This is a genomic window from Enterococcus sp. AZ140 (assembly GCF_051714405.1).
GTDB lineage: Bacteria > Bacillota > Bacilli > Lactobacillales > Enterococcaceae > Enterococcus_B > Enterococcus_B pernyi.
The window spans coordinates 630,822-656,227 of record NZ_JBIORU010000001.1 but is presented as its reverse complement, the minus strand read 5'-3'; the positions used below and the strand labels follow the sequence as shown (position 1 = coordinate 656,227).

The 25,406-nt window shown below is 38.9% G+C and carries 26 protein-coding genes; 6 read left to right on the top strand and 20 right to left on the bottom strand.

Annotation, left to right across the window (positions count from 1 at the left end; translation table 11 throughout):
• Window positions 1-51 precede the first annotated feature (51 nt).
• Together IGJ39_RS03115 and IGJ39_RS03110 are read right to left on the bottom strand one after the other, a co-directional pair.
• The gene (locus IGJ39_RS03115; RefSeq protein WP_019723536.1) at window positions 52-1,032 is read right to left on the bottom strand and encodes a ribose-phosphate diphosphokinase; all 981 of its coding nucleotides are present in this window, start codon (window positions 1,030-1,032) and stop codon (window positions 52-54) included.
• Window positions 1,033-1,109: 77 nt separating this feature from the next.
• On the bottom strand, window positions 1,110-1,964 hold the full coding sequence (locus IGJ39_RS03110; protein ID WP_019723537.1) for a hypothetical protein: 855 nt from the start codon (window positions 1,962-1,964) through the stop codon (window positions 1,110-1,112).
• A 236-nt stretch (window positions 1,965-2,200) separates the two neighbouring features.
• Here IGJ39_RS03110 and IGJ39_RS03105 point away from each other — a divergent pair, with 236 nt between their 5' ends.
• On the top strand, window positions 2,201-4,108 hold the full coding sequence (locus IGJ39_RS03105; protein WP_019723538.1) for a M13 family metallopeptidase: 1,908 nt from the start codon (window positions 2,201-2,203) through the stop codon (window positions 4,106-4,108).
• Window positions 4,109-4,259: 151 nt separating this feature from the next.
• On the opposite strand, the gene IGJ39_RS03100 is transcribed toward IGJ39_RS03105, so the two are convergent.
• The 5 genes from IGJ39_RS03100 to IGJ39_RS03080 all read right to left on the bottom strand — a co-directional run bounded on the left by IGJ39_RS03100 (window position 4,260) and on the right by IGJ39_RS03080 (window position 6,886).
• Window positions 4,260-4,598 (bottom strand): DUF3796 domain-containing protein, encoded by a 339-nt coding sequence (locus tag IGJ39_RS03100; protein WP_019723539.1) that lies wholly within the window; start codon window positions 4,596-4,598, stop codon window positions 4,260-4,262.
• A gap of 151 nt (window positions 4,599-4,749) precedes the next feature.
• Window positions 4,750-5,301, bottom strand: a complete 552-nt coding sequence (locus tag IGJ39_RS03095; protein WP_019723540.1) for a cysteine hydrolase family protein — start codon at window positions 5,299-5,301, stop codon at window positions 4,750-4,752.
• 12 nt (window positions 5,302-5,313) lie between these two features.
• Window positions 5,314-6,006, bottom strand: coding sequence for a 5'-methylthioadenosine/adenosylhomocysteine nucleosidase (locus IGJ39_RS03090; protein ID WP_019723541.1), 693 nt, complete (start codon window positions 6,004-6,006; stop codon window positions 5,314-5,316).
• Window positions 6,007-6,025: 19 nt separating this feature from the next.
• Window positions 6,026-6,310, bottom strand: a complete 285-nt coding sequence (gene macP, locus IGJ39_RS03085) for a cell wall synthase accessory phosphoprotein MacP (RefSeq protein ID WP_010736198.1) — start codon at window positions 6,308-6,310, stop codon at window positions 6,026-6,028.
• A gap of 12 nt (window positions 6,311-6,322) precedes the next feature.
• A complete protein-coding gene (locus IGJ39_RS03080; RefSeq protein ID WP_019723542.1) occupies window positions 6,323-6,886 on the bottom strand; it encodes an NUDIX hydrolase in 564 nt (187 codons plus the stop codon).
• A gap of 217 nt (window positions 6,887-7,103) precedes the next feature.
• Between IGJ39_RS03080 and IGJ39_RS03075 the strand changes: the two genes are divergently transcribed.
• Window positions 7,104-7,760, top strand: coding sequence for a 5-bromo-4-chloroindolyl phosphate hydrolysis family protein (locus IGJ39_RS03075; RefSeq protein WP_023519185.1), 657 nt, complete (start codon window positions 7,104-7,106; stop codon window positions 7,758-7,760).
• 89 nt (window positions 7,761-7,849) lie between these two features.
• Window positions 7,850-9,049, top strand: coding sequence for a toxic anion resistance protein (locus tag IGJ39_RS03070; RefSeq protein ID WP_010736201.1), 1,200 nt, complete (start codon window positions 7,850-7,852; stop codon window positions 9,047-9,049).
• 64 nt (window positions 9,050-9,113) lie between these two features.
• On the opposite strand, the gene IGJ39_RS03065 is transcribed toward IGJ39_RS03070, so the two are convergent.
• The 4 genes from IGJ39_RS03065 to sapR form a co-directional block, all read right to left on the bottom strand.
• The gene (locus IGJ39_RS03065; protein ID WP_019724164.1) at window positions 9,114-10,493 is read right to left on the bottom strand and encodes an APC family permease; all 1,380 of its coding nucleotides are present in this window, start codon (window positions 10,491-10,493) and stop codon (window positions 9,114-9,116) included.
• A gap of 43 nt (window positions 10,494-10,536) precedes the next feature.
• Window positions 10,537-11,403: a GRP family sugar transporter gene (locus IGJ39_RS03060; protein ID WP_019724165.1), complete on the bottom strand. Its 867-nt coding sequence runs from the start codon at window positions 11,401-11,403 to the stop codon at window positions 10,537-10,539.
• Window positions 11,404-11,735: 332 nt separating this feature from the next.
• Window positions 11,736-12,761 (bottom strand): two-component system sensor histidine kinase SapS, encoded by a 1,026-nt coding sequence (sapS, locus tag IGJ39_RS03055; RefSeq protein WP_195339059.1) that lies wholly within the window; start codon window positions 12,759-12,761, stop codon window positions 11,736-11,738.
• A 17-nt stretch (window positions 12,762-12,778) separates the two neighbouring features.
• A complete protein-coding gene (gene sapR, locus IGJ39_RS03050; protein WP_010736206.1) occupies window positions 12,779-13,453 on the bottom strand; it encodes a two-component system response regulator SapR in 675 nt (224 codons plus the stop codon).
• A gap of 751 nt (window positions 13,454-14,204) precedes the next feature.
• On the opposite strand from sapR, the gene IGJ39_RS03045 reads away from it, so the two are divergent.
• Window positions 14,205-15,035 (top strand): manganese catalase family protein, encoded by an 831-nt coding sequence (locus IGJ39_RS03045; protein ID WP_438764165.1) that lies wholly within the window; start codon window positions 14,205-14,207, stop codon window positions 15,033-15,035.
• A gap of 50 nt (window positions 15,036-15,085) precedes the next feature.
• On the opposite strand, the gene IGJ39_RS03040 is transcribed toward IGJ39_RS03045, so the two are convergent.
• The 3 genes from IGJ39_RS03040 to IGJ39_RS03030 all read right to left on the bottom strand — a co-directional run bounded on the left by IGJ39_RS03040 (window position 15,086) and on the right by IGJ39_RS03030 (window position 16,647).
• Window positions 15,086-15,292, bottom strand: coding sequence for a hypothetical protein (locus IGJ39_RS03040; RefSeq protein ID WP_195339088.1), 207 nt, complete (start codon window positions 15,290-15,292; stop codon window positions 15,086-15,088).
• A 191-nt stretch (window positions 15,293-15,483) separates the two neighbouring features.
• Window positions 15,484-15,939 carry an arginine repressor gene (locus IGJ39_RS03035; protein ID WP_010736209.1) on the bottom strand — a complete coding sequence of 152 codons (456 nt, stop codon included), beginning with the start codon at window positions 15,937-15,939 and terminating at the stop codon, window positions 15,484-15,486.
• A 57-nt stretch (window positions 15,940-15,996) separates the two neighbouring features.
• Window positions 15,997-16,647, bottom strand: a complete 651-nt coding sequence (locus tag IGJ39_RS03030) for a GyrI-like domain-containing protein (protein ID WP_019724161.1) — start codon at window positions 16,645-16,647, stop codon at window positions 15,997-15,999.
• Between the two features lie 209 nt (window positions 16,648-16,856).
• Between IGJ39_RS03030 and IGJ39_RS03025 the strand changes: the two genes are divergently transcribed.
• Window positions 16,857-18,239, top strand: coding sequence for an MFS transporter (locus IGJ39_RS03025; protein WP_438764162.1), 1,383 nt, complete (start codon window positions 16,857-16,859; stop codon window positions 18,237-18,239).
• 177 nt (window positions 18,240-18,416) lie between these two features.
• Entirely contained in the window at window positions 18,417-19,523 is a 1,107-nt protein-coding gene (locus IGJ39_RS03020; protein WP_019724396.1) for an NAD(P)/FAD-dependent oxidoreductase, read from the top strand.
• 65 nt (window positions 19,524-19,588) lie between these two features.
• Here the strand turns inward: IGJ39_RS03020 and IGJ39_RS03015 are convergent, their stop codons facing one another.
• From IGJ39_RS03015 to IGJ39_RS02990, 6 genes are all read right to left on the bottom strand, one after another.
• Window positions 19,589-20,197: a LysM peptidoglycan-binding domain-containing protein gene (locus tag IGJ39_RS03015; RefSeq protein ID WP_023519180.1), complete on the bottom strand. Its 609-nt coding sequence runs from the start codon at window positions 20,195-20,197 to the stop codon at window positions 19,589-19,591.
• Between the two features lie 377 nt (window positions 20,198-20,574).
• Window positions 20,575-21,741, bottom strand: coding sequence for a tRNA epoxyqueuosine(34) reductase QueG (queG, locus tag IGJ39_RS03010; protein ID WP_019723137.1), 1,167 nt, complete (start codon window positions 21,739-21,741; stop codon window positions 20,575-20,577).
• A gap of 15 nt (window positions 21,742-21,756) precedes the next feature.
• Complete coding sequence (locus tag IGJ39_RS03005) at window positions 21,757-22,503, bottom strand: hypothetical protein (RefSeq protein WP_019723138.1); 747 nt, start codon at window positions 22,501-22,503, stop codon at window positions 21,757-21,759.
• Window positions 22,504-22,776: 273 nt separating this feature from the next.
• Window positions 22,777-23,712: a metal ABC transporter substrate-binding protein gene (locus IGJ39_RS03000; protein WP_019723139.1), complete on the bottom strand. Its 936-nt coding sequence runs from the start codon at window positions 23,710-23,712 to the stop codon at window positions 22,777-22,779.
• Between the two features lie 31 nt (window positions 23,713-23,743).
• Window positions 23,744-24,601 carry a metal ABC transporter permease gene (locus IGJ39_RS02995; RefSeq protein WP_019723140.1) on the bottom strand — a complete coding sequence of 286 codons (858 nt, stop codon included), beginning with the start codon at window positions 24,599-24,601 and terminating at the stop codon, window positions 23,744-23,746.
• Window positions 24,598-25,344, bottom strand: a complete 747-nt coding sequence (locus IGJ39_RS02990) for a metal ABC transporter ATP-binding protein (RefSeq protein WP_019723141.1) — start codon at window positions 25,342-25,344, stop codon at window positions 24,598-24,600. Before IGJ39_RS02990 ends, IGJ39_RS02995 begins: the two co-directional genes overlap by 4 nt.
• Window positions 25,345-25,406: the final 62 nt, after the last annotated feature.

The window sequence follows — 25,406 nt, the reverse complement described above, 5'->3', positions numbered from 1 at the left end:
AAAAAACACCATAAAATGACCTAAATTCCGTCATTTTATGGTGTTTCATTTTTATCTAAAGCTCTTCTCTTCCAAACGGAACAGTGGGCTCATTGGCGTGTTTTCATGGATACGTTTGACGGCTTCACCCATCAAGTTTGAACAAGTGACGATCGTCAAGTTTTCAGGGTGACGGTCTTCTGGTGTATAGACAGAATCAGTGATACAGATATCTTTGATTGGTGCTTCGTCCAAGATCTCTTTTGCAGGCTCTGACAACAACCCATGGGAAGCACAAACATAGATATCTTTGGCGCCATTTTCTTTCAAGACTTTGGCTGCTCGAGCGAATGTCAATCCAGTATTTAAAATATCATCAACCAGGATACACGTTTTTCCTTGAACATTCCCGATCACGTAACTTGCTGCTGTCCCTTCGACTTCTTCGTCCGCATGATCAACGATCGCTAACGTACTATTCAAATACTCTGATAAGCTACGCGCGCGTTGGACACCACTGTTCTTTGGTGAAACAACGACAATGTCATCGCCGACCAGACCAAGTTCACGGTAATAATGCGCAAATAATGGCATTGTAAATAAGTTATCTACTGGAATATCAAAGAATCCTTGTACTTGCACCGTATGCAGATCTAAGGTCAATACACGAGTCGCTCCTGCTTCTTCAAGCATGTTCGCAATCAATTTTGCTGTAATTGGTTCATGGGGCTTCGCTGTCCGGTCTTGTCTCGCATAACCATAATAAGGCAACACCACATTGATCGTTTTGGCACTTGCACGTTTCATCGCATCGATCATGATCAATAATTCCATGTAGTAATCATTGACTGGTGCATTCGTCGATTGAACGATGTAGACATGGTCGCCACGGATACTTTCTTCAATGTTGATTGAAATTTCTCCATCACTAAATTGTTTGACTACACTTTTCCCTAACTCTGTTCCAAATACTTTGGCGATTTTTTCTGCTAACGGTCGATTCCCATTCAAACTAAAGATTTTCAACGTGTCGTCCTGATACTTTTTACTCATGACATCCTCCCAAACTTCTCTATTCTTCGCTAGTTTAACATATTTCGTTCCGTATTTCTGGTATTTTCTGAAAATAATCAAGGAAGTGAGACTGTTCCATTTCCCCAACTTGCAGGAATCACTTTATTTGTGTTTCCCCAATTATCATGGACTTTATAATAACGCTCACCAGAAGCCGATTCATAGTAAGCATAAGCAGTGACCCAATGATTGCCGTAGGTACTGCCTAGCAATCTTAAAATACCGATCATCACAGGTTTTCCTTCGCGAATCCGCTTTGTTGCTCGTTGCCAAGAACCGACTACTGTACTTCTGGCATAAATCGGTTGTTGTTGTGTTCTAAAAAAGGCTGAGATCCCTGTACTTACTTGGATAGGTACGGTAGGCAAGCCTAAAGGTTGGATCGTTTTACGCAGTTTTTGGATCAATTCTTTCGCATCGCGGGAATCTTTTTGACGAATAGCTGAAGGAATCAGATTCGGCATACGATAATCTTGATAGTAGGCAAGTAACACTGCTGCCGCATAAGTGCCACAAAGATAACCAGACGTTGTTCGCCACTTTTTATAAGTCAAGAAACGTTGCTCTGGCAAGCCTACCCAACAATCAACTAAATAAGTCGTTGGCGCTTGTTGCGCCCACTTTGCCAGAAGTTTATCGATCAGCTCATCGTCAATTCCTTCTGCATTTATACTGGCTTCTTGCCACATAGTGGATGTTGCAATGCTTGTTGAATAGGCATTTACCGCTGTCATAAATTCGACTGGTTTTCCATGAGGATCAACGATCAAATAACTCTCATTTTCAAAAATCACTGCTAAATAGTATTCGTTCTCCCGTCTTCTCTTTAGCAGACGAAACTCACTGATTCGCTCTGTTTTGCCATCGAGCGTGATTTCTTGCCATTTCCCACTTACTTTACTCAGAATCAATCACCTCCACCTACATTATAAGGGATAGTCCTAAAAAAATAAATCAGAGTGACTAATGGATGATTGCGCGTTTTGAACATTTTTCCTGATCCGTATGTAAAATGATTTTAGATCTTGTTTGCAAAAGAAACCGATTACAAAATTTGTCGCTTTGAAATAGATTTTACATTCCATTTGTTTATTCTGCTTTTTTGTTAGATAATGGGCACACGGAACTAAAAAGGAGCGATGATTCAATGAACCAAGAACGTTTGAAACAAGATTTTTTTGAAGCAGTAAATGAAGAATGGTTAAAAACAGCAACAATTCCTGCCGATAAGCCAGCAACTGGTGGGTTTCAGGATTTAGTTGATGGCATTGATCAACTAATGATGCGAGATACAGATGAGATGTTAGCTGATCCAACAAAAGTTACATCTGATAAAATGCGTCACTTCCTTGCTTATTATCAACTAGCAAATGATTATGAATATAGAGATCAATTAGGTGCGACACCTTTACAACCAATCCTCGAAAGGATCGAGCAACTCACTTCCTTTGACGAATTAAATCAGCAATTTCCCGAATGGACATTGGACAGTTTACCGTTGCCTGTTGTCTTAGATGTGGATGCAGATATGAAAAATGCGCAGGTCAATGCCTTTTTCGCTTCACCACCCTCTTTATTTTTACCAGATAAAACTTATTATGAAGCAGAACATCCAAATGGTGCTCAATTATTGTCCGTCTTTTTTGATATGATGGTCCAACTTTTAGAAATGACAGGCAGAGAAAGAAGTCAGGCAGAAGCAATCGTCGAACAAGCGATCCAATTCGATAAATTGATTGCGCCCCATGTTAAAAGCGCGGAAGAAAATGCAGATTATAGCCAAATGTACAACCCACGTGCCTTTAATGAATTTACGGCATATACCGATGCTCTTGACTTAACTACCTTGACCACTGGCTTGATCGGCACACGTCCAGACCAAGTGATCGTTACTGACCCTGTCTACTTTGAACATTTAGCTGAACTTTTGACGACACCACATTTCCGACTACTTAAAAGCTGGATGATCGTAAAAACGGTGCGTTCACTAAGCAGCTATCTATCTGAAGATTTCCGTCAAGTCAGTGGGATCTTCTCTCGGACTTTATCAGGAACCGATGAAGCAATGCCACAAAAGAAAGCAGCTTACTACCTTGCTTCTGGACAGTTTGATCATGTGTTGGGCGATTACTACGGGAACAAGTATTTTGGCGAAGCAGCGAAAAAAGATGTCGAAGAAATGGTCAAGAAGATGATCAATGTTTACCAAAAACGACTCGAAACGAATGAATGGTTAAGTGATGCGACACGAGAAAAAGCAATTGTGAAATTGAACAAATTAGGCATCCAAGTCGGTTACCCTGATAAAATCCCTGCCTTGTTCGATGCGTTCCAAACAGTTCCCGCAAATGAAGGTGGTACCCTTCTTTCAAATGCGTTGAATTTTAGTCATCTAACCCTAAAAGATCGTTTCAGTAAATGGAACAAGCCTGTCGACCGTGATGAATGGGAAATGAGTGCTGATACAGTCAATGCGTACTATCATCCATTCCGAAACGTGATCGTTTTCCCAGCTGCGATTTTACAAGCACCATTTTATAGTTTGGAACAATCTAGCTCGGCAAACTTCGGCGGAATCGGTGCAGTCATTGCCCATGAGATTTCCCATGCGTTTGACAACAACGGCGCGAAATTTGATGAATTCGGTAACTTGAATAACTGGTGGACAGAAGAAGACTTCGCTCATTTCCAAGAAAAAGCGCAAGCCATGATCGAACAGTTTGACGGTGTACCTTTTGCTGATGGCACAGTCAATGGAAAACTAACCGTTTCTGAAAATATTGCAGATGCTGGCGGATTAAGTTGTGCACTAGAAGCTGCAATGACAGAAGACGATTATTCAGCAGCCGATTTCTTCATGAATTGGGCGACAATCTGGCGTACAAAAGCGAAAAAAGAATACCAACAATTACTTTTACAAATCGATGTTCATGCACCTGCGAAACTTCGGGCGAATATCCAGCCACAAAACTTAGCAGAGTTTTATGAAACATTTGCGATCACTGAAGAAGATCCGATGTATCTAGCACCTGAAAAACGTGTGCATATTTGGTAGTTTTTTACTAAGAGATCAAACTAGCATTCGCTAATTAAATAAAAAAGGAGTATGGAATAAGGTTTTTTCTACTTATTCCATACTCTTTTTTGATAGTTGAACATATGTATGATTTTACACTTTCTTCACCGATCAGCTGACACTACTCCTACTAGTCTCTGCTCAGATATGAATTTAAAACAATTAACAGAGAAAAAAACATACTAATAAATATAGTGACGAACGCTTGTAACTCTCCCAGTTTTATAGTTAGAATATATGCTAATAACAGTGAAAAAATTATAATTTTCAGTAAAATACTTCTGGTTAAAACTCTTTCTTTCGTAAAAAAATCTTTCAAACCTTCCCCATTTTTTGTTATCCAAAAAAAGCCAAACAAAGAAAATAATGCAAAGAGCGAAAATAACCCTGAGAGATTTGGTAAATATCCTAAAAACCCTAAAATTCCCAGTGAACCTAAAAAACCTAAATTTGCTTTCCCTTTTCTCATACCGATTCCTTCCCTTCACGTAGAAACGACTTTATGCACACCCCATTGATCAATTTGTATGTATCTATTTCTCTTTGTTTCAGTTAATGACTAATAGAAATAGTGGATAAAGTACGATATAAACGCCTTTATCCACTTTATTCACTCTTTTTTATCCCTTAATGATCTCCGCACCAAGGGCTGTTTGAAAATGTTTCAATGCCCAGTCATGTCCGATTGGATCAAAGCTGGCAACTGCGTCTTCGTAAATAAATAATTGATAGCCTAGGTTATAAGCATCGACTGCTGTATGCAAGACACAAATATCTGTACAAACACCTGTCAAATAAATCTCTGTAATCCCACGTTCCCGTAAACGAATGTCAAGGTCTGTTCCACTGAAGGCAGAATAGTGGCGTTTATCGATCCAATAAACATTGGCTTGTGTTTGATGTTCCGCATAAATCTCTTGCAACGAACCATACAGATCGCGGCCACTGGTTCCGACTACATTATGTGGTGGAAACAATTGGTTTTCCGGATGAAAAGCATCTTCGGGATCATGTGCATCGATCGCAAATACGACAAATTCTTTCTCATCAATAAACTCTTTTGTATACTTCGTTAAAGCTGGTTCAATTGCCTGACCGCTCTTTCCAGTCGTCAATTTCCCATCGTCTGCCACAAAATCATAGGTGTAATCAATCGAAATCAATGCTTTCATTCGGTTCACTCCTTATACAAGATGTTTGACAAATTCAATGACCATTTCAGCTGAACGTTTCCCTGCTTCTTCGATGAATTCGTCAAAGCTTTGTGTTGCTGAATGGTCCGCAGTATCACTCATTGCTCGCACGATCAAGAAAGGAATATTGAATTGTTGCGCCGTTTGACCGACTGCAGCCCCTTCCATCTCGCAAGCGAGTGCTTCAGGGAAATTGGCTAGGATCTCTTGGACTTTGACTGGCGAATCAACAAATGTATCTCCTGTGACAATCAAGCCTTCTTTTGCATTCAAGTTGGTTGCCTCTGCGGCTCTTTTCATTTCTGAACGTAAATACGTGCTTGCTTCATAATAAAGAGGCATGCCTGGTAACTGTCCTGGCTTGTAACCGAATCCTGTAACATCTGCATCAAAATAGGCAACTTTGTCAGAGATCACTACATCCCCTACACGTAGACCTTCACCAATGCCGCCAGCTGATCCTGTATTGATGACCATGTTGACACCATATTGTTGGATCAATAGGCTTGTTGTGATCGATGCTAAGACTTTCCCGATACCTGAACGTACAATGATGACTTCATGATTGCCTAATGAGCCTGAGATAAACAGAGCGCCTGCTCTTTCCCATGATAAGGGTTGTCCTAGTTGCTCTCTTAAAATTTTTACTTCTTCTTCCATTGCTCCAATTATTCCAATTTTCATTTAGTAGTTCTCCTTCTTTCTATATAAATGCAACTGCCAGAAAAACGATGGCTAACAATAAAATGACGATAACCAAGCCTTTCATCAAAACAGCATTCCATTTGCGTGTTTTTTCTCGTTCGCCCGCTCTTGTTTTCGTGATCGGCTTATTTTTCTTTTGTTCTTTACGATAAAAACTCGCGATTTTTTTTTCTTCTTGTTTGTACGTAGCTTCCGCTTTTCTTTGTTTTTTTAATGATTCTTGCGCCTGTTCTTGCTGTCGTTTACGGATTTCGCTACGTGTGACTAGCGGTCCTTTGACCATCAATTGATCCCTCTACTTTCCTTTGTTCATTGATTCCCAGTATTGAATCGCATAAATCGTTTTTGCATCGCAAATGACTTGATCTGACATCGCTTGTTTTGCTTCTGCTAAAGTCAACGCATAAAGTTCCAATACTTCGTCCTCATCTTGTGCGAGAGGCTGCTCCACTTTTTCGATATTTACTGCATGATAGATATGCAGGAGTTCATTCGCAAATCCTGGTGATAAATACATAGAAGTCAAATGCTCCAAACGCTCTGCGCGGTATCCAGTTTCTTCTTCTAATTCTCTAGCAGCAGTGATCACAGGCGCTTGTTTTTCTCCTGGATCAATTTTACCAGCTGGTATTTCGAGGATCACTTTTTCTAAAGGTTTGCGGAATTGTTTGACTAATAGTAGACGATCCTTTTCATCAAAAGCAATGATTCCTACACCACCGGGGTGAAAGACTAATTCACGCTTCCCGATATTTCCATCTGGTAAGCGAACATCATCCACAGCGACATCAATGATCGCTCCATGATAAATTTCTTTTCGTTGAATCGTTTTCTCTTCAAACTGTTCATATTCAAGCATCTTTTCCCCTGCTTTCTTTTGTCCTATAATAACTACTTTTTTTGTTTTTTTCAATTTTCTTTTTGATTTCTTACTTAGTTTACCATATCCAAACCTTAGAAATTCTATAAACTCATAAAATCCACCTTTAGTCCGATACTATTTATTAAGAAGGTTGTGCTAAAATAAAGAAGTAGATGAGCAGAGTGGACAATGAATATACACGGAGGTTTTTAGGATGATTAAAAAGAATTGGAAATGGATCGTAGGTTTACTCTTAGTGATACTGTTCTTCAGTTATAATGATGTATCGATCATATCAATGATCTTGTTAATTGGCGCAGTTTTGCTGATTTGGGGACTTTTTGGTTTTCGTAAAAAACCTAAGGATAAAACAGCTTTACCAAATCTATCTGACAAATTAGCGACCCATTATAGCGAAAACGGCATGACACCGAGTGAAATCTCTTTTTTTAGAGAAACGATGAATCAAACAAAAAATGAAATCGAACAACTAGAAAAAAATATGTACGAAACGGCAAAGCTTAAAGCGATCGATCTTCGTCACGAACCTGTAAAAGCAGCAAAAGGTTTGTTCAAAGAACTCGTAAAAGAACCCACTCGATTGCACGATGCGAGTCAGTTCCTTTACACCCACTTGCCAAACCTAGTGGATTTGACAAACAAATATATTGAGATCAATGAACACGAGATCAAAAACAAACAGACCTATCAAAAACTGGAAGAAAGTACCCAGATCATTGATCAACTTGCTTCATTAGTCGCGAAAGACTATCAAGATTTCGTTTCGGAAGATTTGGAAGATATTGATGTAGAGATATCTGTTGCGAAACAAAGCTTAAAGCGTGATAATAAAGATGTACCAGAAGAATAAGCACGTTTATTTCTTGGACTCGGAACACTTAGACATCGTCTGATTGTTTCGGGTACTTTTTCTAGCTTAATCGATAAGGAGGAATTTTAATGGAAAATAATCCACATGAACCAAAACACGAAGTAACCCCTGTAAATGATACTTTAGAAGATTTATTGAATAATCCTTTTTCGACACCCGTCGATAAATTGACTCAAACACAACAAAATGAAATCAATGCACTTCAAGAACAGCAAACTGCTGCTCGGCTGATTGATAAATTACCTGCTGAAAGACAAGAACAAGCCAAACAATTGGCTGAAAAAATCGATGTCACTGATTCTCAATCGGTCATCAGCTACGGTTCAGCTGCTCAAACAAAATTAGGTGAGTTCTCACAGTCGATGTTGAATCACGTACAAGCACAAGATATCGGCCCAGTCGGTGATTCATTGACTGAACTGATGTACCGCCTTCAAGAAGCAAATCCAGATGAATTACGTGCAGGAGAAGGAAATATTTTCCAACGCGTATTCGGTAAAGTCAAACAATCGATTTATGAAGTCACTGCCAAATACCAAAAAATCGGTGCGCAAATCGACAAGATCTCAGTCAAATTAGACAAAGAAAAAGATGGCCTATTAAAAGACAATCTGATGTTAGAACAACTTTATCAAAAAAATAAAGATTATTTTGATGCGTTGAACATTTATATCGCTGCTGGCGAATTAAAAATGGAAGAATTACAGACAAAGATCATTCCAGAAGCCATGCGAAAAGCAGAAGAAACAGGGGATCAAATGGATGTACAGATCGCCAATGATTATACACAGTTTCTTGATCGCCTAGACAAGCGCACTCATGATCTACGCTTAGCCAGACAGATCACGATCCAACAAGCGCCACAGATCCGTTTGATCCAAAATACAAACCAAGCATTGGCAGAAAAGATCCAAGCATCGATTGCTACAGCCATCCCATTATGGAAAAACCAAGTGGTGATTGCGTTGACCTTGCTTCGACAAAAAGATGCAGTTACAGCACAACGACAAGTTTCTGAAACAACCAATGATTTATTGAAGAAAAACTCAGAAATGTTGAAAATCTCTGCCATCGAAACTGCTAAAGAAAATGAACGTGGCATCGTGGATATCGAAACATTACAAACCACACAAAATGATTTGATCGAAACGATCCAAGAAACACTTCGTATCCAACAAGAAGGAAAAGAAAAACGTCGTCATGCAGAAGTCGAACTTGGCCATATGGAAGAAGACTTGAAACAAAAATTACTCGATTTAACGCAATAACAAATAGAATGAAAAAACCTTGTATCAGCAACGTTGCTTAATACAAGGTTTTTTGTTCATTTGTTTATTTTTCGGTATTCATCTTACTGTGTTTGTAACCATAGCCAAAGTAAATCACTAGGCCGATCACCATCGTAATCCCAAAGACTAACCAAGTCACCGCTTGTAAACGTGACATCAAGACTAGACAAGATAAGATCGAAATGATTGGTAAAATCGGTACCAATGGCACTTTGAACTCGCCTGCTTTTGGTTTACCAAACATTTTGCGTAATTTCAGTAAGCCTAGACTAACTAACATTAGATAAGCCAATGCCATGATGTTCGTCAACTCTGCCAAGATATTCAACGGGAAGAATCCTGCGAAGAATAATGCGGCGATACCTGCTGCATACGTCGCTTTCTTCGGTGTGCGATGTTTCTTGTCGATTTCTGTCATGAACTGTGGTAACAAGCCATCTTTACTTACTGCAAACAATAAGCGAGCCAATGAATACATCATGGAGATCGTCACAGTCAATAAGGTCAAGATCGCGCCAACGGCGATGATCGCTCCTACTGTACCATGTCCTACATAACGCATCGCGAATGCCACAGGATCATTTACACCTAATTCTGTATAAGGCACGATCCCTGTTAAAATCAATGTCACGATGATGTACAACACGGTTGCGATCAAGATCGAGCCAATGATTCCACGTGGTACATCTTTTTGAGGATTTTTTACTTCCTCCGCAGCCATCGCTACTGCATCGAATCCTAAGAATGCGAAGAAAACTAGTGCTGCGCCATCTAGGACACCTTCAAAGCCGAATGGTGTGAATGGTTGCCAATTCTCTGGTTTAACAAAAAAGATTCCTACAATAATAAATAATGCAATGATTCCAAATTTCACATAAACCATCATGTTATTCAATCGTAACGCTTTCTTCGCTTCCAAAGAAACAATGTATGTGACGAAAATCACAACAAGCACCGCAATTAAGTCGATGTATGTACCATTGGCTGGATTATATCCACCTGTTAGCGCCGTTGGTAAGCCAAAACCAAGACTTTCAATAAACCCTTGTACATAACCGGACCAACCTGACGCAACGGATGAAACGGCCAACAAGAACTCACCGATCAATAACCATCCAGTCAACCAAGCGGCAAATTCACCGAATACGACGTATAGATACGCATATGGTCCGCCAATCACTGGTACCCGCGAAGCAAATTCTGCAAAGCTTAGACCAGATAAAATCACAACGATCGCTGCTAAAACAAACGATAATGATAGTGCCGGACCTGCATTTTGGTTTGCTGCCACTCCTGTTACGACGAATATACCTGTACCGATGATCGCGCCAATGCCAAGCATGATCAAATCGGATGTTTTTAGTTCTTTCTTCATCTCACTCGTATGATTGAGACTGATTTCTTTCTTACGAAACAAATCCATTAAATTCCCTCCCCCTGATTTTTGAGTATATAAAAAAACAGCTTTACGCTGTTTTCATATACCCTAAAAGGATACCACCAAAAATAACTAAAAGGCAACCTACAATTACAAATATAAGCTCTTTTTTTGTCTTTTTCTCCCCTAAGATAAAAATACCACCTAGAGTTGAAATGATGATCCCCATTTGAGAAAGAGAGAAACCGACTGCTAGTCCTAATGACTTAACGGTCAATAGCATACATACGTTACCGATTCCCCATAGCAATCCACTCGCCATATTTTTCCAAACATATTGATCCACTTTTACTTTTCGAAAAGCAAAGAAACTTGCCCCTAAGATCATACCGATACTTTGCGGTAAAATAATCGACATCGCATCTAAATTCGCCCAGTTGACGATGATCGTATAGACACCATAACCTAAAGTAGAATAGATCAATGCTCTGAATCCTTTACCAAAATCAAGCATTTTATTATCTGTATCGACTTTTCCTTCATCATCTTGTCGAGCAGTCAAATACGCACCGCTTACAAGAAGAATCAGCGCTAAAATACCATAAACGTAATCTTTCGTTTGTGTCCATTCATGGAAAAAGACAGCGCCCGCAATCGTATTCAAAATTAATTGAAAACCAGTGGATAACGGCAATCCTACAGATACTCCCATGAATTTCATCCCATGAAACTGCCCATTTTGTCCGACACTCCACGCTAGACCAGATAAAAATCCAATCAATGTGATCCATGGCGTGATCGTTGGATTAACGATGAAAAAAGCAACGAGTGAAAAAAGAAATGCACCGATCGTCATTCCTAATGTTTGTTGATTGGCATCGCCACCGATCTTTCCACTGACTAAACCAATACTCCCCCACGCTACCATTGGGACTAATGCTATTAATAATTCCATAACCATTCTCCTTCTTTTCAATGTCACATGTTATAGAACATATCAACGAAAACGTTAACAACACAAGAGTTATTTTTTATTTCTCACTTTTTTCTAACTTAACTTCCTTGACGATTCTATGAAGTTCAATCAGTCACTAATAAATCCATAAACAAAATCAACCGTTACCTCGAAAATTCTTCTACTTTCGGGGCAACAGCTGATGTATAACTATATTAAAACTTTTCCAATCATCATCTAAGGTCAACACACTTCTATCACAACCAAATTAGACCATGTTCAACCGGTAGTTCCTTCAGAAATACGCGTGAACATGTCGCAATCCCATTTTTTTAGCGTTCTTCTTGGTAAAAACTCAAGATAGGGAAAAACAAAGACATAGTCGTCCCTTCTCCTTCGATCGAGTCAACAGTGAGAGAAATCCCTAATTTTTCCGCAAGATTTTTAGCGAGGTATAATCCTAGACCAGTAGAGTGGGTTTTGCTCAGACGGCCATTCGCCCCTGTGAAACCTTTGTCAAAAATCCGTCCAACATCTTCTTTCGGTATACCGATGCCTGAATCTTTGACAGAAAATTTTACGCCTTTTGTCGTCTTCTCGATCAATAGTTTGATCTCGCCTTCATCCGGCGTATACTTAATGGCATTACTAAGAATCTGTTTGAAAATAAAAGCCACCCATTTGGAATCAGTCAAAATCGTTTGATCTTCACCTATCACTTCATAACGTATTTTCTTTTGGATAAAATAATTTGCTTGGCTACGAATGACCGGTTGGATGATGCTCTTGATACTGTATTCTTGGATCAAATAGTCCCTTGAAAAACTATCCAAGCGAGCATAATACAATACTTGTTCGACATACTCATCGATTTTAGACAACTCGTTTTCTAACAGCGTATACTTTTGATCGTCAATATCAAACTCAATCGAGCGTAACAGTAATTCTGAAGCTGCTACGGGAACTTTGATTTCGTGGACCCATGAGTCGATATAATCTTTTTGATCTTGCTGGTTCGTGATGGCTTCTTGCATCACTTCCTGATGTTCACGTATCAGTTGATTGATATAATCTTCTATCAACTTCTCTTCCTCTGTATGTCCACCATCTAAATAATTTTGCAAGGGAGAATTTTTTTGTAGATTTGCCAATTTTGCCCACCACCGACGTTTACTCAAGTAACAGACAAGTAAAAAAAAGATTAAGAAAACACCTTCGATCAATGTTAAGTAAGCAATCGTGGCCCAATCGACCGTTATATTAGGGGCTAACCACATCACAAATATTGTCAATAAAATAAAAAATATCCAGCCGACGATCAGCGACCATTGATCTTTCAAATACTTAAAAAAGTTCATAGTTGTAATTCATCCTTTCAGGGAACAATATACCCCTGGCCGACTTTTGTTTCGATATAATCGGTGATCCCTGCCTGTTCGATTTTACGACGTAAGCGATTGATGTTGACCGTCAGTGTATTGTCATCGACAAACCGTTCATCATCCCACAACGCACGCAACAATTTTTCACGAGTCAAAATTTTCCCGTGTTGCTTCATTAAAATAAACAACAAGCGATACTCATTCTTACTCAAATCGATCATTTCACCATTAATCTCCATACTGCCATTATCGACATTCAACGTGATTCCATTATGGGTCATCATTTCACTCGACAACTCACCATAATTATATGAACGACGCAACAAAGCATTGATTTTAGCAATCAAGACATCGATTTGAAACGGCTTCGTCACAAAATCGTCTGCCCCCATGTTCATCGCCATGATCATGTCCATATTCGTATTACGACTTGAAATAAAAATGATTGGGACTTTGGAAATTTCTCGTATTTTCTGGCACCAATAATAACCATCAAACACTGGTAAATTGATATCTAAAAGAACAAGTTGCGGTTCTTCTTTCTCAAAATCAGCAAAAACCTGATTGAAATCTGACGTTCCATAGGTTTCAAATTGCCATTTCTCCAACTCTTCCATAATCAGCTGACGAATGATCTCTTCATCTTCCACTACCATAATTTTAGCCATGATATACCTCCGATGTTTTTCTTGTATTAACCATATCAAAGAAGCAAACATTCTACAAGTAACAATAGGTCGTGAAAGAAGCGATCAGCACTAAGGCATAAGCAAAAAAAAGCGAAAATGGCTCTTTCATTTTTGATTTTTTTTGCTTATGACCGAAGTGTTGCTTCTTGAACACCGTTTATCAGGTCGTGAGAAAGCCGTTCAGCTCCAAGTATTAAGACGGAAATTGAGAAAATAGCTTCTCATATTTTTTCAATTTTTGACTTAATATCGTAGGAGTTGGCTTTCGAACACCGTGGATCAGGTTGTGACAAAAGCGTTTTGACCTGAGCAGTAAGATGGAAAATCAGAAAATAGCTTTTCATATTTTTTGATTTTCCATCTTAATGTTGAAGGTCAGCTTTTGGAACACCGTTTATCAAGGTCGTGACAAAAGCGTTTTGACCTGAGCAGTAAGATGGACTTAAAAACAATCGTTCTTTGATGTGACCATCTCTTCTTTCTCGTTACTTACTTTCTGTTAAAAAAATGAGAATATAATTGGAAATTATCAATAGTTATCATTTATAAACAAAAATATTTCATTGAGCTATTCCTAATATTTTCTTTTAACGAAGTCATTCTCACAGAATAAAACATTGATAAATCAACGTTTATAAAATAGCTTTAATATCTAGAGCGTTTTCTTTGAATTTTTTTCCATTACATATAACAATAGTAATGTATTAAAAAATGATTAGGAGGAGATTTGATGTTTAGACACCAAAAAGAATTACAGTTTGAGGCAAAACCAGATCGTCCGAATCCATTAATCGCAAAATATTTACAAGAATTGATTGGCGGACAGTATGGTGAAATGAGTGTAGCGATGCAATATCTTTTCCAAGGTTGGAGCTGTCGTGGAGAAGAAAAATATAAAGATATGCTGATGGACATTGCAACAGAAGAACTTGGACACGTTGAAATGTTAGCGACAATGGTTGCTCGCTTACTTGAAGATGCACCTGTTGAAGATCAAGAAGAAGCAATGAAAAAAGACCCAACGATTGGTGCGATCATTTCCGGCATGAATCCTCAACACGCTATTGTAGCTGGCTTAGGACCTCGTCCTGCGGATAGCGTTGGTAATCCTTGGAGTGGTGGTTATGTTGTTGCTAGTGGAAATTTACTTGCTGATTTTCGTGCAAACTTAAACGCAGAATCTCAAGGAAGACTACAAGTGGCACGTATTTACGAAATGATCGATGATCGTGGCGTAAAAGACCTACTATCAGTTTTATTGGCTAGAGACAGTTATCATCAAAACCTTTGGGCAGCAGCTGTCAAAGAATTAGAAGAAACAGAAGGCGGTATTCTTGTTCCTACGACTTTCCCAAGAGAAGAAGAACGTAAAGATATTGCTTATGATTTCTATAACTTTTCAGAAGGTGACGAAAGTAGCGAAGGTTCTTGGGCAAAAGGTAAAGCTTTAGATGGTGAAGGGGAATATCAATGGTTGGAAGAACCTAAGATCGAAGGCAAAGCACCTAAATTAAAACCGGTAACACCTAAAATGTACGGTACCCCTTCCAAAAAAAAATAAATGAGACTTAAAAACTGATGCCTTATATTAATGGGCATCAGTTTTTTCTATTATTCTATAAACAATATTCCGTCTTCGACGATCTTACCAAAAAATAGGAAAATACTACTGGTGAACAACAAGGTCATGTTCACACCAAAATAAATCGCAATTTTTTCTAGGTAATTTTTGATCTCTTTTATTTTAATATACATAAATGCCAAAAAATTGACGCCGTAAACTAAAATCGTCAGAAAAATGATCATGTTTGTCATCACTGGACTGCTCGCCCCTCTTTCACCTGTATACTTGTTCAAATTGATTGGCGCTTTAGAATGATCCAGATTGTAAAGACACCCTTCCAATCATTACGTACCATTCTTGCAAGTCCAGTATCCATGGAATTTAGTACGATTTACACAACGTCAATATGTTTAGCGCTTCCATTGATCATTAGACTAAACGTGAGCTATTCTCTCATTTGCTCTAATTTTTCAGCGAAAGCCTGGGCTTCTTCTTCTGTGCGACAAATAATAATGAACGTATCAACGCCGGCAATCGTCGCAGCCACTTCTGGATAATCCACTTCATCTAACCAGTTTGTTACCACATCCGCACCATCTTTTTCGGTTAAGACAACGATCATGAATTGAATCCGTTGAATTCGTAATACTTCTCGTTTGACCGCACTTCGCAAGCGATCTTCCATCAAAGAATCTGCTTGTTGATTGAATAACGCATAGCGTATTTGTTTATTCTCATCTTGGATTTTCACAAGTTTCAACTCACGTATATCTCGTGAGATCGTTGCTTGCGTTGCATTGACCCCATTCATCTGCAAATGATTCAATAATTCCTCTTGCGTACCGATGGCATGCTCAGTAATCAATTGGCGAATCAATGATTGTCGTTGATTTTTTTTCATACAAAAAACACCTCTTCGTATCTATTATAGCAAAAAAACAGGGAATCTTTCTCTCTTTTAGTTGATGTCTGACACTTCGACTGATTTGTCTTGTTCAACGGTTACTCGCAAAATCGTCTTTAATTTTTCTGGTGCCGTCCTTCTGGGATCACTCATATAGATTTCTTTATGCTCTTTTGAAGTTCGGCGATAGCCTTTTTCCTTGAGAAATAAAGCCAACTTTTCAAATGTTTCTGGTTCATCGTCGTAGGATCCAATGTGTAAGATCTGTGCCACAAGGCCTTCTTCAATCGTCTTAAAAACGAGCTGACTCGCTAGGTCTTCTGGAATTTTGGTTTTGGCTCGTACTAACGCCTCTGCAGCAACTTGAGGAGTCACAAAATCCGGTTGCTTGATCATCAACTGATAAGAAAAATGCTCTTTTAACATCACTGGTTCGTTCAAAAATTTTTCTTGCAGTCCCCACTGACCTTCTAAAGGATACACAGTATAGGGGGAGTAATCAGGGATCAGCCAATCATTTTTAGGTGCCATTCGGATCGTATAGCTAACAGCATACAAACTACCTACACGACGCTTAAATTCTTCTCCATTTGGATCACCTATTCCGTTGATACAAAAAAAATTTTGAGCAGGGAGTGTGATCAATTGCGGTTTCTTTGACATACGATAACTAGGGTCGGTTTTTCTCCATTCGATTTTTTCCATAGGCCCTCCTTGTTTTCTTCTTCACTACTATCATAACTCTTTTACATTGGATTGGCTAATCTGGTTGACACTATTTTTAGACTTGTGCTAGAATAAGCCGAACGATAAATCGTACAGATAACACGCCTAGCGTGTCGAGAGAGAGGCGGTTTCTATTTTCGAATAGAAATCTCTCTCTTTTTTTACGAAATAATTTAGAGGTGAAAAACATGCAAAAACAAAAACAACTACAATTAATTCCTGCTGTACTTGCCACAGGGATCATGTCATTTGCAGGTGTTTTGATCGAAACCGCAATGAACGTGACCTTCCCAACGCTGATTCAGGAATTTCAAATCAGTACCTCCCAAGTACAATGGGTAACAACCATTTACTTATTAATGATTGCGATCATTGTGCCACTTTCAACTTATCTGACAAAAAACTTTAGCCTGCGAACTCTTTTCTTGAGTTCCAATTTACTATTTATTGCTGGTTTATTGGTCGATTACTTTTCCCCTACCTTCTTGTTACTGCTTTTAGGGCGGGTACTCCAAGGTGCTGCGACAGGGATAGCCTTGCCATTGATGTTTCACATCATCTTGACTTTTGCTCCTATGGGAAAAAGAGGAACGATGATGGGTCTTGGTACTTTAACAACCGCCATTGCACCAGCGATTGGTCCTACGTATGGTGGGATCTTAACTGCTAATTTCTCATGGAGTCATATTTTTCTCTTTCTATTACCAGTGTTACTCCTTTCACTTGGGATTGGCTTATACGCGATTCCTAAATTTAAGGTGGAAAAATCTGGCCGCTTAGATTTACTCAGCGTCCTTGGTATTAGTCTGATGTTCAGTGGAAGCTTGACTTTTCTAAGCATGTTCAGAGACTGGATTGGCTGGGCATCCTTAGTCATCGCCATTTTAGGATTCATCCTTTTCTATCAACGAACAAAAAAAGCCGATCATCCTTTGATCCGACTTGAAATTTTTAAAAACCATACGTTCCGCTTATTCTTATTTAGCTTTTTAGTTTATCAATTTTTATTACTTAGTGTTTCTTTTGTCCTACCGAACTTTGTCCAAATCGTCCAAGGGAACAATGCCTTTGTCGCAGGTTTAGCGATGCTTCCAGGTGCAACGATTGGTGCCCTGTTATCTCCTTTTTCAGGAAAGCTACTCGACCAACATGGACCTAAAAAACCAATTTTCATCGGTCTCTTGTTTTCACTTGTTGGCTGGACTACCCTTGTCCTGATCTTAGGTCATGCATCATTAGGTTTTTTGATTGCCTGTCATTTCTTCTATATGATCGGTATTGGTTTGTCTTATAGCAATATGATGACTACTGGAATGAATGCTTTATCGATGGAATTACAAGGTGATGGCAACGCCGTATTCAATACGTTGCAACAATTTTCTGGCGCTGTCGCTACTACGTTGGTGGCTGTGATCATCAACTTTTTCCAAGATCATCGTTCAGATAGTTATGAAGCAGCAACAACGTTAGGATCAAAAATTGCTTTAAGTGTCCTACTTGGCTTGTTGATCATTAGTTTGATCCTATTTATCCGCTATATGGTGCAAAAACCTAAGCAAATACAAAATTAATAGATAAGGAGGTGTGAGAGAATGAAGCTCACTCCTCCTTGTTTTTTTGTCTCTAACTTTATCAATAATCAGTTTTCACCATACAATCGTTCGGATGAAATAGAAAAAAATCCTTGGATAAAATATTGTATCTCTAATGATTCTATGAGATGGTAGATAAGTAAAGGAGGTTTTTCTATGGAAAAAATTGCTATTATCGGTGGTGGCATCATCGGTATGACATTAGCCAACTATTTAGACACCTCTAAATTTGAGGTGACCTTATTTGATGCAAAAGAAGGACAAGCCACTCGCGCTAGTGCAGGCATCATCTCGCCTTGGCTTTCAAAAAGACGAAATAAACAGTGGTATCAGTTAGCAAAAGATGGTGCGGCTTTTTTCCCAAAACTAATCCAGGATCTATCACTTGATGATTCCATCTATAAACAATCCGGCACACTGATTTTTCGCCAAAAAGAAGCTTTGGAAGATCTTGCTGCACTTGCCGAACAACGAAAGAAAGACGCACCAGAGATCGGCGATATTTCGCTGTTACAAGCTGAAGAAACAGCCAAAGTTCTCCCATTGCTAAAACCATCACCTGCTTTATTTGTGACTGGAGGGGGGCGTTTAGACGGTCATGCCTATCTATCTCACCTTGCCACACGCTTGGAGAAACAAATGGTCAAAGTAATCTCTGAACGTGTCCAGTTACGCAAAGAAACCGCACACTGGGTCATCTCTGGTACTTTTGGACAACTTGACTTTGACCGAGTCATTCTAGCGCCTGGCCCTTCATTGAAGCCGTTACTGGAGCAGATTGGCTTTCATGCTGATATTCGACCACAAAAAGGACAGCTGATCGTTTTTCAAACACCTTATGCGAACAGCCAAGAATGGCCTGTTGCCATGTTAGAAGGAGAAGCCGATTTTATCCCATTCAACGATGGGACTATACTAGTTGGCGCCACCCATGAAAATGATGCGGGTTGGGATTTGGTTCCTACCGAATCTGCTTATCAGCAATTGATAAAAAGTACAGTACCATTTTTAGCTGAACCCGATCAACTTGCTACATGGAAACACACCATGCGAGTAGGCACACGGGCGTACACCTCCGATTTTGCGCCGTTCTTTGCACCTGTTCCAGATGAACCAAGCTTGATCGCCGCAAGTGGCTTAGGCTCCTCTGGTTTGACTACTGGCCCTTATATCGGCTATTTGATTGCAGAGTATCTCAACACAGGGATTTGGCGAGGCGACCATTATCAAAAATCAATCGATACGTACCTTTCAAGATTATAAAAGAAGTAAAAAAAAGAGGCCTACTTGCGTAGCCCTCTTTTTTGGATTCATGATTGATGGTTATCTTAGTACCAACCGTTTGCTAACCAGAATGCTTTTGCAGCATCCCATGAACCATAGCGTCCAGCAACGTATTCTTCTACAACACGTTCTTGGTTCGCTGGTGAGTAGTCACCGTTCAAATATGCTGAATCTAATTGGTAACGTCCGATGTAACGGCCGTTTGTTGCAGTGTAAGAACCACCTGATTCTTTTTGTGCAATCCATTCTTTCGCAGAGTTGCTGTTTGTTGTTACAGTAGTTGTAGCTGGTGCTACTTCAACTGTTTCAACAGGCGCAACGTATGTATATTCTTGCGCTGGTGTTTCTGTTACTACAGGAGTTTCTACTTTTTCAGTTGTTGGTGCTACTTCTGTTGTTTTTACTGATGAAGCGTCAGTTGGAATTGTTAATTCTTCACCAACGAAAATGCGGTTGATATCGTCAATCGAATTTTGCTCTGCAATAGCCTTGATCAGTGAATTGTCACCTGCAAATTTTTGTGAGATTTTAGATAATGAATCTCCAGCTTTTACTGTATAGACTTCATCTGCATGAGCAGTAGTCCCTACAAACATTGCAGTTGCTCCAGCGGCAACAGTTGTCCCCAAAACGATCTTTTTAATTGAATTCATAGTAAGCTCCTTTTTTTCTCTTTGATTTGTTTCAACGTCACTAACTTTATCATCTAGAAATATTTCATAGGTGAAAGAATTATGACATTTAATGACAAAATCGTCATATTTTTAATATTTGTAATATTTGATTTTCCGAAAAACTAGGACTAAAGTCGCAGAAGCTTTATAAATCAACGTTGGAATCGTTTTTCAATCCTTTCACAGAAACTTTAAAAAAACTTACATTCTGTAATATTCAGAATAAATTTTTTTCAATTTATTGTATTTTTCTGCGAAATTCTTCTCATTTTTCCAAAAATTGATGCAATAAACACAAAAAAACCAGTAATTGTTACAACAATTACTGGAAAAAATGACGTATTTGAGTAAAAAAGTCATTTTTTAGGGCTTTTTTTCTTTTGTAACAATTGGATTGCTTGGTTCATTTCATGGATTGCTTCTTCGTCTGTTTCTTTTTCCAGTGCGCAACTTAATACTTCTTGCCATTTTTCAGGATCTTTGATTCCTAACTTACCGATTGCCCACGCTGCTGTCCCGCGAATCACTGGACGGACATCACTTAGACACTCTTCAATATGAGGCAAAGCGGCACGTTCTCCTAAATTGGCTAAGGCAATCAGCGCATTTCGTTGAAGAGGTTTCCTTCCACGCCATGAGCCAGCCAAATGACCGTATTGCTGTTTAAATTCTTTATTAGAGATCGTTAACATGGGCGTTAGTTTCGGATAGACTTCGTCTACTTTTGGTTCCATTTCTGGATGAAAGTGAAAATCTTTCCCTCTATTATAAGGACAAACCAACTGACAGATATCACAACCATAAATGACGTTGCTCATCTTCTTTCGATACTCCTCTGGCATCATGCCTTTTGTCTGCGTTTGATAAGACAAACAGCGTTTAGCATTCATTCGCCCATCACCTAAAAGTGCATCCGTTGGGCAAGCCGACACACAACGCGTACATTCGCCACACCCAAAGACACCAGGAGCATCTGGTTCTAGGTCGATATTGGTCACGATCTCACCTAAATAGACAAACGAGCCAAATTCCTCTGTGATCAATAATCCGTTTCGACCGATAAACCCTAATCCAGCACGTTGCGCCACAGCTACGTCGATCAACTCACCTGTATCTACTTGCGGCGCCAAGCGCCATTCTTCTTCCTTTTGCCAATGTGTCGCTCGTGACTCAATAAATGAAATCAATTGTTGCAGACGATCCCGTAAGACATCATGATAATCGATGCCCCAAGAAGCACGAGCAAACTGTCCACGCTTTTCATCTCTAGGCATCTTTTCATGGATCTTTGTCGGATACGCTAAAGCAATTGCAATAATTGATTTCGGCCGATCAAACGTCATTTCCGGATATAAACGTTCATCGATATTAGGGTGTTCAAATCCAGAAGTATGTCCAGCAGCTTTTTGTTCTACCAACGATTCTTTCAAATGATCAAATGGCTCTGCTGTAGTAAACCCGATTTTATCAATCCCGATTCGCTTACTTTCTTGAATGATTTCTTCCTTTAATGTTAGTGCCATCATTACCACCCTCGATCAGACACGACTATATAATCCGTAATATAATCGTTCTTTTTTCAATTGAACGAATTGGATCTGTTGATCTGGGATTTTTCTTTCTTCCATCCAACGATTTCTAGCAGCAAATACTTCCCAGAAATTCACAGATACCCATTTTCGACGTTGGTCTAATGCATTGAAAAAGTTCAACGAAACAGGTTTTGTGTGGAGTAGTTCATGTAAACGGAGTTGTTCTCTTGCTGAGAACACAGATAGATCCCGTGAATAAACAACATCTTCGTATAGATTTTTTTGTTGCCCATAAGTGAACGTTTGTGGAATCTCTCCTGGGCGAGCAATTTCTACTAAACGATTATAATACGTATTCATTAGTTTGCTATTTGCAATAAATGCACTCTTGAAAAATGCAGATTGGATTTTTGGAATCACACCCTCTGTTCCTATCAAAGAAAACAATGCGGGCCATGCTTGAACCTTTAGTTCATTCTTTTGTTTGACTAATACGCCAGGCGTAAAACCGACGGATGAAAGAAAGACAAAGTAGCCAATACCTGTTTCTTCATCTAATGGCTGAAAATCATCAAATAACCATTTCCCAGGGTATTCCTCTGTTTCCAATTCTTCTGGGCTTGCTATGAACGCTTTCGCCATTTCTGCTTCAAGAAATAGGAGATCTTGATCTTTCTCCTTATTTTCTAGTTGGTTGATTTTTTTTGTTATTTCTTTTGCAATCAATTGTTTGTCTTTGCTAGTAAAATTCATAGCTTCACCTTCCTTTCCTCTCTTTTAACTATAACGGAATTTCACTAAAATTGGTATCTTTAAAACAATAAACGAACGAATTTTTATTTGTATAAATTGCGGAAGCATTAGCCCTCACGTCTCCAAAACTGAGCAAACGGAAGGAATAGAAGGACTCTCTTCAAAAACAAAGCGCCATCCACAAAAATTTAAAGAACAATTTCCGTGGATGACGCCTTATTTATCGAGGCTACACACTTTTGCCTCTTTTTAAATTATTAGATCGATTAGTGATTATTTCTTTTCTTGAGATAGACCATCGTGGATCGTTTCGATGTTCCATTTCATCATTCCATAATAAGAATCACCAGTTTCTCCTTCTTTTGCAATGGAATCAGTGAATAGCTCATCATAGATTTCAAGGCCTGTTTCACTTGCGACACGTTCCATACTTCTCGGATCAACACTTGTTTCCACAAATAAGACTGGAACATCCGAAGCACGAACTTGGCTGATGATCGATTGCATTTGTTCAGGTGTACCTTGGCTTTCTGTGTTGATTTCCCAAATATACCCTGCTGGTAGATCGTATGCTTGTGAGAAGTATCTAAAAGCTCCTTCACTTGTTACTAATAGTTTTTTATTGTCTGGGATCGATCCAAAACTCTCTTTCGCTTGTTTATCTAATTCTTTCAATTTTTCGATATATGCATCTGCATTTTCTTCATATTGCTTAGCATGGTCTGGGTCTTTTTCAGCAAAGATGCGTGCGATTTCTTGTACATATTTGATTCCGTTTGAAAGATCCAACCACGCATGTGGATCTGCTTCTGTCTCTGATTCTCCACCGGTCAAATAAAGTGGTTCAATTTCTTTACTTACTGCAAAATAGTCTTCATCTTCTTTTTTATTTGCCGTATCCATCAAGTTTTCAAACCAAGCATCCCCTGTTTCCAAGTTTAACCCATTGTATAAGATAACATCAGCATCACTTGCTTTTTTGATATCTTCTGGTAATACCTCGTATTCATGTGGGTCAGTTCCAACAGGGACGATACTATGCACATCAACATGTTCTTTTCCAACTTCTTTCGCCATGTCGGCGATGATCGAATTTGTTGCTACGACGGTCAGGTTTTCTTCTTTCTCTTCTGCTGCGGAACTGCCACAACCTGCAAAAATAAATAAGACAGCTCCCATTAACCATAAGATATTCAGTTTATTTTTCATGTACATACTCCATTTCTATTCGTTAGATTTTTTACGACTCGGCATTTTTTTTCGTTTTGTTTCTTGAAAAAACAATCCCTTTAGTCGGTGAAAATAAAAAGGCCAACGTAAAGAATACTGCACTGGTCAACACGATGGTCGCCCCAGAAGGCCAATTATAACTATAACTATAAAACACACCGATGATCGCACTTAACACGCCGACTGTTGCCGAAATAAAAATCATTTTTGCCAATCGATCGGTCAAAAGATATGCAGTTGCTGCTGGTGTGATCAACATCGAGATGACCAAAATCGTTCCTACTGTCTGTAAACTCACAACGGCAACCAGTGTTAAGAAGAACATCAACAAATAGTGAACAAGTGTCGTATTCAACCCATAAGCTTTTGCCATCATTGGATCAAAAGAAGTGATTTTCAGTTCTTTATAAAAAATAAATACAAACAATAAGACGATCCCACTCACTATGGCAGTCATCAACATATCACTTTCTCTAACTGCTAAAACATTTCCAAATAAGATATGGTACAGATTAGTTGCACTTTGCGCAAAAGAAATCAAGATGACACCTAATGCAAAGAACGAACTAAAAACGATCCCAATAGCTGTATCATTTTTCAAACGGCTACGCTGTGTGACAAATCCGATGATGCCAGCTGTCAACATCCCAAATGCAGTGGCTCCTAGAATGTAACTAAAACCAAACATATACGAAATCGCGACTCCAGGCAGTACCGCGTGAGAAATCGCATCCCCCATCAAAGACATCCCTCTCAAAATAATAAAAGAGCCAATCACCCCTGAAGCCAATCCAACTAACATAGATGTAATCAATGCGTATTGTAGAAATTGATAATCCATTAACCCCTCAATAAACGATTGAATCATTTTTCCATTACCCCTTTAACTAATTGTCCAATGATCTCCCCATAAGCCAACTGTAGATTTTCTGAAGTAAATACTTCGTCAACTGATCCAGCTGCAATCAATTCTTTATTCAATAAAATTACTTCATCAAAATAGGCTTCGACTTTGTGCAGATCATGATGGACGATCACAATAGTTTTTCCTTCATTTTTCAGTTCATCTAAAATAGCAAAGATTTTTCTTTCACTGACCGCATCGATCCCAACAAATGGTTCATCTAAAAAAATCCATTCTGCGCCTTGAGCCAAAGCTCTAGCAATAAATATCCGCTGTAATTGTCCTCCAGATAATTCACTGATTTGTCGATTTTCATATTCTGTCATGTCCACTTTCGCTAAGGCTTGTTTTGCTCGTTCCTTTTCTTTTTTTCCAGGACGTTGTCCCAAGCGCAAGGATGGATAGGTTCCTAACAAAACTACCCCTAATACATCGATCGGAAAAGAAAGATCCAGCTCACTACGCTGTTCGACATAGGCAATTTTTTTGCGAATCGTTTTTATGGAGCGACCGTCGAAAGTGATTTCTCCGGAAATTTTAGGAACTAATTCTAATAAAGCTTTCATAAAAGTAGATTTCCCAGCGCCATTCGGTCCAATGATCCCTGTAAATTTTTGTGATTGGATAACTGTTGATACATGATTTAATACTGTCTTTCCTTGATAAGCAACCGTCAAATCTTTAACGGATATTTCATTTTTAGACACCTCTTACCACTCCTTTTCGGTGTACCTAACTTTTTATTCAAACTTAGTTTAACTAATATCAA